Source organism: Ruegeria sp. CDSC021 (assembly GCF_059610845.1).
The window spans coordinates 391,513-403,877 of the sequence record NZ_JBXWOK010000002.1 but is presented as its reverse complement, the minus strand read 5'-3'; the positions used below and the strand labels follow the sequence as shown (position 1 = coordinate 403,877).

Annotated in this window: 13 protein-coding genes; 8 read left to right on the top strand and 5 right to left on the bottom strand. The window is 57.0% G+C overall.

Annotated elements, in window-relative coordinates:
• Nucleotides 1–520: 520 nt before the first annotated feature.
• The 4 genes from AC2FGB_RS06925 (at nucleotide 521) to AC2FGB_RS06910 (ending at nucleotide 4,440) form a co-directional block, all read left to right on the top strand.
• On the top strand, nucleotides 521–1,276 hold the full coding sequence (locus tag AC2FGB_RS06925; RefSeq protein WP_496693676.1) for a 5-oxoprolinase subunit B family protein: 756 nt from the start codon (nucleotides 521–523) through the stop codon (nucleotides 1,274–1,276).
• On the top strand, nucleotides 1,273–2,271 hold the full coding sequence (locus AC2FGB_RS06920; RefSeq protein WP_496688677.1) for a 5-oxoprolinase subunit C family protein: 999 nt from the start codon (nucleotides 1,273–1,275) through the stop codon (nucleotides 2,269–2,271). The genes AC2FGB_RS06925 and AC2FGB_RS06920 overlap by 4 nt, the downstream gene beginning before the upstream one ends.
• An 11-nt stretch (nucleotides 2,272–2,282) precedes the next feature.
• Complete coding sequence (locus AC2FGB_RS06915; protein WP_271948108.1) at nucleotides 2,283–3,044, top strand: LamB/YcsF family protein; 762 nt, start codon at nucleotides 2,283–2,285, stop codon at nucleotides 3,042–3,044.
• A 148-nt stretch (nucleotides 3,045–3,192) separates the two neighbouring features.
• Entirely contained in the window at nucleotides 3,193–4,440 is a 1,248-nt protein-coding gene (locus tag AC2FGB_RS06910; RefSeq protein WP_496688679.1) for a hypothetical protein, read from the top strand.
• A 95-nt stretch (nucleotides 4,441–4,535) separates the two neighbouring features.
• Here the strand turns inward: AC2FGB_RS06910 and AC2FGB_RS06905 are convergent, their stop codons facing one another.
• Complete coding sequence (locus AC2FGB_RS06905) at nucleotides 4,536–5,909, bottom strand: D-alanyl-D-alanine carboxypeptidase family protein (protein ID WP_496791767.1); 1,374 nt, start codon at nucleotides 5,907–5,909, stop codon at nucleotides 4,536–4,538.
• A gap of 281 nt (nucleotides 5,910–6,190) precedes the next feature.
• Nucleotides 6,191–6,892 (bottom strand): HAD family hydrolase, encoded by a 702-nt coding sequence (locus AC2FGB_RS06900; protein WP_496693674.1) that lies wholly within the window; start codon nucleotides 6,890–6,892, stop codon nucleotides 6,191–6,193.
• A 93-nt stretch (nucleotides 6,893–6,985) separates the two neighbouring features.
• Between AC2FGB_RS06900 and clpS the strand changes: the two genes are divergently transcribed.
• From clpS to hemF, 4 genes are read left to right on the top strand one after another with little or no spacing between them, the layout of a single operon-like run.
• Nucleotides 6,986–7,327, top strand: coding sequence for an ATP-dependent Clp protease adapter ClpS (gene clpS, locus AC2FGB_RS06895; protein WP_142635917.1), 342 nt, complete (start codon nucleotides 6,986–6,988; stop codon nucleotides 7,325–7,327).
• A 31-nt stretch (nucleotides 7,328–7,358) separates the two neighbouring features.
• On the top strand, nucleotides 7,359–8,324 hold the full coding sequence (locus tag AC2FGB_RS06890; RefSeq protein ID WP_496693673.1) for a class I SAM-dependent methyltransferase: 966 nt from the start codon (nucleotides 7,359–7,361) through the stop codon (nucleotides 8,322–8,324).
• Nucleotides 8,325–8,361: 37 nt separating this feature from the next.
• Complete coding sequence (locus AC2FGB_RS06885; protein WP_142635913.1) at nucleotides 8,362–9,165, top strand: SDR family NAD(P)-dependent oxidoreductase; 804 nt, start codon at nucleotides 8,362–8,364, stop codon at nucleotides 9,163–9,165.
• A 4-nt stretch (nucleotides 9,166–9,169) separates the two neighbouring features.
• Nucleotides 9,170–10,054, top strand: coding sequence for an oxygen-dependent coproporphyrinogen oxidase (gene hemF, locus AC2FGB_RS06880; RefSeq protein WP_281995301.1), 885 nt, complete (start codon nucleotides 9,170–9,172; stop codon nucleotides 10,052–10,054).
• Nucleotides 10,055–10,094: 40 nt separating this feature from the next.
• Here hemF and AC2FGB_RS06875 read toward each other — a convergent pair whose 3' ends face one another.
• The 3 genes from AC2FGB_RS06875 to modB all read right to left on the bottom strand — a co-directional run bounded on the left by AC2FGB_RS06875 (nucleotide 10,095) and on the right by modB (nucleotide 12,365).
• Nucleotides 10,095–10,502, bottom strand: coding sequence for a hypothetical protein (locus AC2FGB_RS06875; protein ID WP_496688687.1), 408 nt, complete (start codon nucleotides 10,500–10,502; stop codon nucleotides 10,095–10,097).
• A gap of 73 nt (nucleotides 10,503–10,575) precedes the next feature.
• Nucleotides 10,576–11,676 (bottom strand): molybdenum ABC transporter ATP-binding protein, encoded by a 1,101-nt coding sequence (gene modC / locus AC2FGB_RS06870; RefSeq protein ID WP_496693672.1) that lies wholly within the window; start codon nucleotides 11,674–11,676, stop codon nucleotides 10,576–10,578.
• Entirely contained in the window at nucleotides 11,673–12,365 is a 693-nt protein-coding gene (modB, locus tag AC2FGB_RS06865) for a molybdate ABC transporter permease subunit (protein ID WP_271948121.1), read from the bottom strand. Before modB ends, modC begins: the two co-directional genes overlap by 4 nt.

The window sequence follows — 12,365 nt, the reverse complement described above, 5'->3', positions numbered from 1 at the left end:
CAATAACATCAGCGCGCCCGCCTAAATCATTCCCTAAGATGCCCACCGTCTCTCCGATGCGTCCGGCCGTCTCTCCAGCCCGTCCCACCGTCTCTCCAGTGTGTCACAAGCGCCTCAGCAGCGCCGGTGAAGGGGGTTCTAAGCATTACAAACATACACCGCAAGCAGAAAATCACGCCCTGAGCAACTTTTTTGCACTTTCTTATTTTACTCAATAAATTCAGATAATTAAGGTGATAAATTCGACCGATGCACCCAGGAAAGCCCATTATCACGCCTAAGGTATCCACACTGCTTTCCGTACGAGCTATGCCCGATATCAACATATTGTTGAGCTCCCCACGTCTACTACAAGACTCGTATGAGTCGCCCGGTATGAAACACACCCGCACCGAGTCGGAATTTGCCTGCACGCGGTCTGAAACGGGGATGCACCGGCAAATACTTTGCACCCTCTCTTGCGAAACGCTCTGGATTGCGTTCAGGTCACCTGACTAGTTACATACTGGCACGCAGCGAGATGACACGAACACACGCCGCCATCTTCCCACGCATATGCACCGTCGGCTTTGACGGCCTGCTGGTCTCTTTCGCCGAAACCATGGCCGAGCCATCGAACCGGGCAGCATTGGCGTTTCGAGCTGCGGTGGATTCTGAACGGTGGGAAGGTGTCATTGAAACCTCTGCGACGCTGGCGTCGACTTATATCCGATTTGAACCATCCCAGTCTGCCCACGCAAACCTTCGCGACCGGGTCGAGCAGCTGTTGCGGCGGCAGGATTGGTACAAAGCGCCCCTCCCCCAGGGGCGCAGGTTATGGAGTGTCCCCACGGTTTATGGCGGCGCGCTTGCCCCTCAATTAGATGAGGCTGCGGCTGCGGCCAGGCTGTCCCCCGATGAAGCCGTTCATCGATTGAGCGCCACAACCGTCCGCGTCCTGACGATCGGATTTGCTCCCGGTCAGCCATATCTTGGCCCGCTCGGCCCTGAGTTCAACATACCGCGCCTCAAGAAGTTGACCCCGATGGTGCCCGAGGGCGCTTTGGTATTGGCGATTTCGCAATTTGTCCTTTTCTCGGGACCCACACCAACCGGGTGGCGACATATTGGCCAAACCGCTTTTCGCTGTTTTCGCCCTGAAGCACAGAACAGCTTTGCCCTGAAACCCGGCGACGAAATGCAGTTCGTGTCAGTCACGCGTGAGGAATTAGAGGCGATACGCGCCAATGACGTTGATGGATCAGGCGGCGCGACCTGTCAGGAGATCGCGGTTTGAGCCTGTCTGTCCTGCGCATAGGGCCTGCTTGTACAATACAGGACCAAGGCCGCCACGGATATCTGGATCAAGGGCTTTCCCGATCTGGCGCAGCAGATTTACTGGCCCTGCACGAAGGTGCCGCATTGTTGAGGCAAAGTCCTAAACTTGCCGCGCTTGAAATGGCCGGAATGGGCGGTGAGTTTGAGGCCACTCATCCCATACAGATTGCACTGACGGGCGCACCGATGCAGGCCAGTATTGATGGCGCTGCCATTTCGTGGAATGCCTCTTACCGCCTTGAGACCGGACAGCGGGTGATAGTCGGGGCCGCCACACGGGGAACCTATGGATATTTGCACCTGGGCGGCGGTATTGAGGTGCAGGAGTTTCTGGGATCCCGCTCAACTCACCTTACTGCCAAAATCGGGCGCGCCCTACAGGCCGGAGACAGCTTATCCGCCGGGGCAGCGTCACAGCAGGCAGGACAGAAGTTGCGCGCTGAAGATCGGTTCTCGGGCGGTTCGCTGCGGGTTGTGGCCAGTTTTCAGACCGAACTGTTCGACCGGCAAACGCTGGACCGCTTTTTGCGCACGACATTCACTCGCGGGTCCCGCGCAAATCGCATGGGAATGCAGCTGGAAGGCGACGGAGAGGGTTTCGCCGCAAAGGGGCAGCTGAACATATTGTCCGAGGTCATCGCCCCCGGCGACATTCAGATGACCGGCACTGGCAATCCCTTTATTCTGCTGCCCGAGTGTCAGACAACCGGCGGGTATCCCAGAATTGCGACCGTCCTTCCCTGTGACCTGCCGCGGGCTGCGCAAACCCCGGCGGGCGTACAGCTTCAGTTCAGGCTGGTCGAAATGGACGAGGCCATTTCCCTGCAGGCGGCTTTTCAAAAAGAACTGGCCAACTTGCCATCCAAGGTCGAACCGCTGATCCGTGATCCTCATGACATTGCTGACCTGCTATCTTATCAACTGGTCAGCGGAATGATCTCTGCCACAGACTAAGGAGTTTGCCGATGCCCAGCGTAGATCTTAATGCCGATATGGGGGAAAGCTTTGGCCCCTGGAGCATGGGCGATGACAAAAGCCTGTTGCGGATTATCACTTCGGCCAACATTGCCTGTGGCGTTCACGCGGGCGATCCGGACGTCATGGCGCAAACGATGACCCTGGCTGCGGAAAACGGTGTCGGCATTGGCGCGCATCCCGGCTTTCCTGACCTACAGGGATTTGGCCGCCGCAATATGAAAATACCCCACGATAGCCTGCGAAATCTTGTTCGGTATCAGTTGGGATCGGCGATCGGTATGGCAAACGCCGTTGGAACGCAGGTCCGGCATCTGAAGCTGCACGGTGCATTGTCCAACATGTGTTCGGTCGATATCGACATGGCGCGGGCCTGTTATCAGGGCGCGCTGGACGTGAACCCAGATATCATCATCATGGTGCTGGCCGTCACCAAGCAGGAAGAAGCCGTTCGGGAATTGGGCTGCAAGTGGGTCGGCGAGATCTTTGCCGACCGCGCCTATAACGACGATGGCACTCTGGTCGACCGAAGCTTGCCCGGCGCCGTCATCCACGACCCCGAAATTGCAGGGCCTCGAATTCTGGAAATGGTCAGCGAAGGGGCCATCATTACCGAAACCGGCAAAAGGCTTAATACCGCGATCGACACGATCTGCCTGCACGGGGATGGACCAACCGCCGTTCAGATTGCGCATTCGGTCCGCGAAAACCTGATCGCGGGCGGTGTCGAGGTGACAAAGTTCCTGCGGTAATCCCGCGGGTGCAATGCGTCCGCCCGTACTCAGACTGTTGCCGAGGCTGAATTCCCTCCCTAGCATGTCAGCAAGCATATGTTCTGAATACCACAATCCCGGCAACGAACCGCACCTGGTTTGCCTAGTCTGGGCAAGGAGTAACTTTATGTCTTTTGATTTAGCGTCTTACGAACCACGCGGCGACAAGAAGAATTCGGACTTCTTCAACGAGTATTTGCCAAAAATTTACGAACGCCGTGCCAGCTCTGGTGTCGCCCAGCAGGTTGGGCCCATGCGCGCTGTCGTGCTTCAGGTCGAAACTGACGTTCTTTTCGACACTCTGGTCGAGCTATATGTGATGTCGCCATACCGTCACACGGCCAGCTATCTTGGACGGACGCATAAATACTCGGTCCTGCATTCACACCTGAACTACCCGGCGCTCATCGTGATGGCTCCGCTTAGCCCGACATTCGAAGACTTCATCCCGCGCATCAACCGCATGTACCCGTTGGCACGAAACACGCCGCAAACGCGCTATGTTGGCGAAGTGTTTGGCGCCACTGACCTGAACACGCTGACCAAAACGCTGGAGGATCAGAATATCCGGTTCGAATATTCCGGCGACACCGAGAACCCGTTTTACACGCTAAAGGGCCTTCGGTTCACCACCCCTTCTGATTTCACCTGCAACCGGGTCGGTTATTCAACGCTGGATTTCAACGATACCGACAGTTTGGGTCTGGGCGACAGGGTATTGCTCAGCAGCGCAGAACAAGCGCGACTGGATGAGGCTGCTGCCTTTGGTGCCGATAGCAATATCTCTTCACTGATGTTGGGCATCGACCATCTGGCGACACGCGTTCTGGCTGGTGAGCGCGAGGATGCGATCCTCGAATTTCTGACGATGGTGCCCTACTATTTCTGGGGGGCGTACAACATTTTCGACATGAATTCGTCGACCAATGTGAACCGCAATGCCAGTGTGAATGATGACAAGAAATCCCCGGCTAAGGTATTTACAGCCAATAATACGCCTTCGTTTGTAAACTCTTTTGCCAAACGGCCCATGCCAACCGAGGATTTCGTCCGCAATTTCGGACGTCGGCTGCATCACATGGCGATCGAGATTCTGGACGGCGATCACGGTGCGGGCGAAAAGAATGTGGATTTCGTTGTGAACACTCTGAAAGACCAGGGGGTGCCATTCCTGGCCCATGTGGTTGGAGAGTGCAAAGACGATCCGAACCTCAAGCAGATTTTCTCAAAACATTCGAAGAACACTCTGCTGATCACCGAGTATATAGAGCGCTGTCATAAGTATGATGGGTTCTTTACCAAAGATAACGTCGCGGCCCTGACTGCGGCCGCCGGTCAGGATGAGCAATATCAGCACGGCCACGTATTCGACTGACCTGACCCCTGCCACCTACTACGGCACGCTCGCTCAGAAAAAAAGGGCCACGGAATTCCGTGGCCAGACCCATCCAGGAGAGTATATGTCGGGTCTTATGACGGCCCGATCATGAAACAGGTGACATTGCGGGCCTGAAGTCTGCGGCAGGCCAGATCGGCTTGCTCTCGGGTCATGCCCTGGAACGTCGCGTCGAACCCGCGTGAGTTTTGATTGACCTTGCGCAGCGTGCCTTCCAATGTAGTCATTTCCGACAGGACCGTTTTCAGTAGAACCTTTTCAGCCTCGTACCGGGTCGTATAGCGCCCCACATTCACGCCCCACAAATGACCGCCAGAGGTCGACAAGCGTGTGACGATTTCCTGCTCTGGCTCGGGCTGTTCTGCCGAGGCCAGCACTAGATCATCCGTGCGGACCGTCGGGCGCGTCGTTCCTTCGGTCGGCGTCTCTACACCGGCCGAGGCGATGGCTGCGGCGATACCGTCCTGAATCCGCGCGTCGTTCTTGGCTGCGGTTGCGGCGACATTGTTCGCCACTAGAACGGTACTCCCCCGCTGGGGTCGAAGAACCGGTCGCAGGCTTCTGGTGGGCGCGCCGCTTACGCTGGCGACTTTCGCATTCAAACCTGCATTACCGGCATAGGCCGGCCGGGCTGGTTTGCGGATCGGCGCGCGCGACGGGGCGCGGCGGAAACCCATGTCCAACAGCTCGGCTACTTTGGCATTGCGCGATGCGCCGGATTTGCCACCAAAGACAGTCGCGATGATCCGTTCGTCCTTGCGCTTGGCCGAGGCAACCAGATTGAACCCAGCTGCACGGGTATAGCCCGTCTTGATCCCATCCGCACCGCGATAGGCCGCTAGCAGGCGACGGTTCGTATTGGGAACGGTTTTGATCCCCGCATTCGTGGATTGGCGCGAAAACAGGTTGTAATATTGCGGGTAATCATACAGCAGATGCCGTCCCAGCGTGGTCATGTCCCGTGCGGTCGACAGATGTCCGGCCTCGGTCAGACCATGTGCGTTCTTAAAGGTTGTACGGCTCATTCCCATCGCCTTGGCGGTACGTGTCATGCGGCGCGCAAAGGCAGCCTCGGACCCGCTGAGGGCGACACCAATGGCAGTGGCAGCGTCATTGGCCGACTTCACCGCCGCAGCACGGATCAAATAGCGGAAAGCAATTTTCTGCCCCGAACGTAAACCCAGCTTTGAAGGCGGTTCAGAGGAAGCCTTTTTGGTGATGGTCACCTGCGTATCGAGAGTGATTTCGCCGTTCCGAACCGCTTCAAATGCGATGTACAGTGTCATCATTTTGGTTAACGAGGCCGGATGGAGGCGTGTATCGGCGTTTCGGGAATGCAGCACTTCGCCCGTTCGCGCGTCGATCACCATCGCCGCATATGGGGCAGCAATGCCCTGCGCCGGAGCGAAGGAAAACAACAACAGGAATGCTGCAAGGAATACGCCCATAGGGGCCGGAACTGTCCGCCGTACCTGCACGATTTTTGCCTCTGTCTACCTCAGGCCGCCGGGTTTTCCCGGTCAGCTACTATTTATTTTATTACCCATCAGCGTAGCACAGCACCCCCGCGAAAGAAACCGAAAGCTCATAACTTTAGCGCTTTCAGCGTATGTCAAAGACCCACTAGATGTGGCGGTGCAAACGGCGGTGCACCGCTAAACCTGCCATTTCGTCAAGACTGTGTCGTCGGCCGGCCCCTATTTTCGGAAACTGCGACCAAATGGCAACATCAACTCAAAGAGCGAACAAGCGCCGTCAATCCACCAAGATCGGGCAATTCGTGGTATCTGGAACTGTCGGCCGGCACGTCGGCCTGCTCGATCTCCCAGACCAGCCCATGCGGCACGTATACGCCCCAGCATCCGGCCTGAATCGGAGCAACCACATCGGACCGCATCGAATTTCCGACCATCATAGCCGCAGCGGGCCCCTCGCCATGCTGCGCGAAGATTTGGCGATAGATTTCCGGGGTCTTTTCAGACACGATCTCGACCCCGTCGAACAGATCGCCCAAACCGGACTGCGCAAGTTTGCGTTCCTGGTCTATCAGATCGCCCTTGGTGATAAGAATTACGCGGTGGGTGTCGGCAGCGCTTTCGATGGCCTGCCGGGCATAGGGCAACAGCTCGATCGGATGGGCCAACATCTCTTGCCCCGCTTCGATCAGTTGGCGAATGAGCCCTGCAGGAACACGGTCTTCGGTCACTTCGATCGCCGTTTCGATCATGGAGAGGGTGAAGCCTTTGATTCCATACCCATAATGCCGGATATTGCGTTTTTCGGCAGCCAGCAATCGGTCCTTCAGGTGATCCGATTCGGCATGATCTGATAGCAGGTCGACAAAATGTGCCTGCGTCAGCTGAAAGAACCGTTCGTTGTGCCACAGCGTGTCATCGGCATCGAACCCGATTGTGGTTAGTTTTTCGCCCATTTGGATAACGTCCTGCTGGCTCTTTTATCTGACGCATTGGACGTTATATAAGCGCACAGATAAACCGAAGCCTGAATCGGACGTTTGCGCCTAATGTTTGAGAACCAATGGATGATGTCTGACAAACCGGACGACGATGCAGATTCGTCGATCCTGGTACAGACGCGCCCCAAGACCAAACGCCCGCCGCTGTACAAAGTGCTGCTTTTGAATGACGACTACACCCCGATGGAGTTTGTCGTTCACGTATTGGAACGTTTTTTCGGCATGACCCACGCAGAGGCGTTCGAGATCATGCTAACCGTCCACAAGAAGGGCGTCGCCGTTGTTGGTGTCTTCAGTCATGAGATTGCCGAAACCAAGGTCGGGCAAGTCATGGATTTTGCTCGCCGCCATCAACACCCCCTGCAGTGCACTATGGAACGCGAAGAGTAAGGCGACGCCTGACCTCTTTTCGGAATTGCCAATGTCCCTTCGCCTAGATCTTGCCTTGCAAAGCGGCCTTGAAATCGCGCAACCCCTGTCGTTGATTGGGCCAACGCCCGAGGAAGACCTCGCTGGGCTGGCTTCAGATACGCAGGTAGTCCAGCCATTCAAGCCGTTTCACGACCATTTTGCGGATCACGGATTCAGGGCCACGCCCGAGGCCGATGACCTGTGCCAGGATGCCATCGTTTTCCTGCCGCGTGCTAAGGCTTTGGCCCGCAGCCTCGTGTATCAGGCTTGCCAGCGTTCGGCCGGATTGGTTGTGGTCGACGGCGCCAAGACAAATGGCGTCGACAGCCTGTTGAAGGATATTCGCAAACGCGTAACCGTGCAGGGGCCCATCGCAAAAGCACATGGCAAGATCTTTTGGTTCCAGTCCGACGTAAACGCGTTCGAGGACTGGGCCGCACCCGCCACCCAATCCGCCGACGGATTTCAGACAGCGCCCGGAGTATTTTCTGCAGACGGGGTCGACCCGGCCTCAGTAATGCTGCTTGCCGCCCTGCCTGAAAAACTGGGCGGTCGGGTCGCCGATCTGGGGGCTGGCTGGGGATACCTATCCACAGGGCTAATGGGTGCAAAGGGGCTGCAGGAATTGCATCTGGTCGAGGCCGATCACATCGCCCTGCAATGTGCTCGTGCAAATGTAAAAGACGACCGTGCACAGTTCCACTGGGCTGACGCGGTCACCTGGCGCGCGCCTGAGCCGCTGGATACGGTCATTATGAACCCGCCGTTTCACGCATCGCGCAGTGCTGATCCCACGTTGGGTCAGGGATTCATCAAATCTGCTGCGCGCAGTCTGACACGGGGCGGTTCCCTTTGGATGGTCGCCAATCGACACCTACCCTATGAAATTACGCTGAACGAGGCCTTCGCGCAGATGAAGGAAGTGACCGGGGACAATCGTTTCAAGGTCTTCCACGCCTCTCGCCCTCGGCGGTGATACCCGCTAACCTGCACCGCACATCAGGAGAACACGCATGTCCTTTTCCATAGCCGGCAAGACCGCGATCGTCACAGGTGGTGCAAATGGTGTCGGATTGGCCATCGGACGTCACTTCGCGGATGCCGGGGCCAATGTCATGTTCGCCGACATGGATGAAAAACGACTGGCCAATGAACTGGGCGAGCAGGCAGATGACAGCAACATCCGTTTCTTCGCCGGGGATCTGCGTGAAAAGCTGACGATTGCGAACCTGCTTTCGGCCACGATTGACGCTTTCGAACAGGTCGACATCCTGATAAATGGCTCGCGCCAGGTTATTCCGTCTGATCCATTGGACATGGAAGACGACTCGGTCCGCACCTTGTTGAACCAGAACCTGATGCCGGCCTTGCGACTGAGCCAACTAGTTGCCAAACGGATGATCAAGCAATCCGGTGATGATGAAAACGAAAACCCTGCGGGATCCATCATCAACTTATCTTCGATTGCTGCCCGTCGCACCCATCCCGATCTGATGGCCTATTCGGTGTCTACAGCAGCGCTTGATCAGTTGACCCGATCCCTGGCCGTTGCCCTTGCCCCAAACCGCATCCGCGTGAACTCGATTGCGCTGGGATCGGTGATGAGCGCTTCGCTGCAATCCACGCTCAAGGAAAATCGCACATTTCGGGATGATATCGAAAAGCACACACCCCTTTCCCGGATTGCCGCGCCAAACGAACTGGCCGAAACCGCACAGTACCTTGCCTCGGACGCCGCAGGTTTCATCACTGGACAAATCCTAACCATTGACGGTGGACGCACTTTGCTGGACCCCGTCGCAGCCCCGGCCCATTAAACAGATGTTCGATACTGAAAAAGCCACCGCCGCAGCCTGGTTTCGTGACTTGCGCAATGAAATCGTAAACGCTTTTGAGCAGCTTGAGGATTCCCACGACACCGGACCTTTTTCCGATGCTCAACCCGGTCGCTTCGAAGTCAAAGAGACCAAACGGCATTCGGATGACGGGGCGGACGCCGGTGGCGGTTTGATGTCCGTGATGCGCGGCGGCCGCGTGTTCGAGAAAGTCGGCGTCAATGTCTCGACAGTATTCGGCCAGCTCGGGGAACGGGCGCAACAGGCAATGGCTGCCCGAAAAGGCATTCCCGGAATGACCGAGGACCCGCGGTTCTGGGCCTCGGGTATCAGCCTGGTTGCCCATATGCAGAACCCGCACGCTCCCGCTGTTCACATGAATACGCGCATGTTCTGGACACCTCACGCCTGGTGGTTCGGCGGCGGATCAGACCTGAATCCCTGTATCGAATATGACGAAGACACTGCCCATTTCCACGCAACCCAGAAGGCCCATCTGGATCCCCACGGACCGGGCCACTATCCGCGTTTGAAAGAATGGGCCGACGAGTATTTCTTTATCCCGCACCGCAAGCGCGCCCGCGGTGTCGGCGGTATCTTTCTGGATGACTATTGCACCGGAGACTGGTCATCGGACTTTGCCCTGACACAGGATATCGGGCGGGCCTTCTTGCCAGCCTTTCTGCCTTTGGTTGAAAAGCGCAGGCAACAGAGCTTTGACGCCGCTGATAAGGATACCCAACTGATTCATCGCGGGCTCTATGCCGAATACAACCTTGTCTATGACCGCGGAACCAAATTCGGGCTAGAGACCGGGCACGACCCGGACGCAGTGCTTATGAGCCTGCCGCCCTTGGCCAAATGGGTCTAGCGCCTGACCTGCCCCTGCGGTGCTTTTTACTTCCGGGGTTTCAGAACCCGAAATCCATGAAATTGTCAGAGCAATAGCGCTGCGCCGATGCCGCTGACATGTTCTCGCCAACGCGTTTGACAGTAACCGAATAGCCCGGCGTCGTATCAACCCCTTCGGGCGCAGTCAGCGAGAATTGCACCGTCCGTGTCTGTTTGTCATAGGCCCGGGTTATGTAAATACGCTGGTTCGATTTGGTTCTAAGCGTGCGTATCGCAAAATCCCCGATCCCGCACCAATAGGCCACTGGCGCAGAACTGCCGCTGGTTGAGACCTCGTAAACGCCATTGTCACGTGGTGTCACTGTCGTTCGGAATGCGGGGTTTATACCGACCCCGAACCCAACAGCCTGGGCCATGGCAGGCACCATCATCAGCGTCAGAATACATGTTGATACAAAGTATTTCATGGTGCTTGACCCCGGGCAAAAAAGATTTCCTTGGAAAATCATAGAACAGATACGCTTTCCGTAAAGCGCAGTTTCAATCCGCAAAGTGCAGCCGCCCACCGACATCCTGCGGCGCAAGCGCCACGGTTTTTATCACCGCAAAGCAAGGTTTGCCTGCAGCAAGCCCAAGGGCTTCAACCGAACGTCGGGTGATCCGAGCCAGAATAGTCCCTGCAGGTGTAATGACAGAGACGATCGCACCGGGGCCTTCCCCGGCTCGGATCGTATCAACCCTGCCCTCCAGTACATTCAGCGCTGACAGGCCCTCGGGCCGCTTACTGGCAAGGATCACCTCTTGTGCGGGGATGCGAATACGCAGGCTTTCACCGACCTTATGGGGAATAAGCGGCAGAAATAGGCGCGCCTCTTCGGCTGCCAACTCGGTCAACCCGTCTGCATGGTGAGCTGATACCTGCACCTGAAGCACCGCACCAACGGCTCTGACACCGAGCGGGGCCACAGAAGGATCAGCCATCACTTCGGAAGCCGGGCCTTGCCGAACCACCTTACCGTCCTGCAGGGCTACGACAGAAGTTGCCAGCCGCGCAACTTCTGCTGCCGAGTGGGTCACATAAAGGATCGGCACCGAAATCTCATCCCGAAGCCGTTCGAAATAGGGCAGTATCTCGGCCTTCCGTGCATCATCCAATGCGGCCAGAGGCTCATCCGCGAGGATCAGACGCGGGCTGGCCAATAAGGCGCGGCCTATGGCGACACGCTGCTTCTCGCCACCTGACAGGCTCAGTGGACGACGGTCCAGAAGATGCCCGATCCCCAACATTTCAATCACCTTATCGGGGTCTTCGCGCGGCACGCTTTTGGGCGCGAACCAGCACCCATAGGACAGGTTCTGGCGCACAGTTAGATGTGGGAACAGCCGGCCTTCCTGAAAAATATACCCCAAGCGGCGTTTATGCGGAGGCAGCCAAAGGCGCTTTTCCGTATCGAACAACGTCCACCCGTCCACGGATACGCGACCAGCTTTGGGCTCCAGCAATCCCGCCACAGCGTTAACGATTGTCGTCTTACCGGCGCCGGACCTTCCATACAGAACCGTCACCCCGGCAGGCGCATCAAATTCGGCATCCAACTGAATACCTGGCAGATCATGTTGCAGATTGACGGAAAGGCTCATGTCCCCGACACCCTTGCCGCGGCGCGACGACCGACAAACTCTGACAACAGCAGCGCCCCCATCGCGATGATGACCGATATCACCACTAGCCGCATCGCCGCCGCCTCACCACCCGGAACCTGCAGAAACGCATAAACGGCCGATGGCAACGTCTGTGTCTGTCCAGGTATGTTCGAAACAAAGGTGATCGTCGCGCCAAACTCACCCATGGCTTTTGCAAAGGCAAGGATGGTCCCGGCGATCACCCCCGGCAGAATCATCGGCAAGGTTACGGTGACAAAAACCCACAGACGCGAGGCACCCAGCGTGGCTCCGGCCTGTTCGAGCTTAGGGTCGACGGCTTCGATCGAAAGGCGAATAGCACGGACCATCAGCGGAAACGCCATGATCCCGGCGGCCAGCGCCGCGCCGGTCCAGCGAAACGCAAAGACAATTCCAAGCCCCGCCAGAGGTCCACCAATCGGGCCCTGAATACCAAAGGTCAATAGCAGCAGATATCCCGTAACAACCGGCGGCAGGATCAATGGCAAATGCACCAACCCATTCAACACTTGTCGTCCGGGAAAGCGCCAGCGCGCCAGTGCATAGGCAACGAATATACCAAAGGGCAAAGTAACCAGCGTTGCCCAGAAAGAGACACGCAGCGACAATTTCAGCGCCTCAAGTTCTTCCGGTCCCAGCCAACCCAT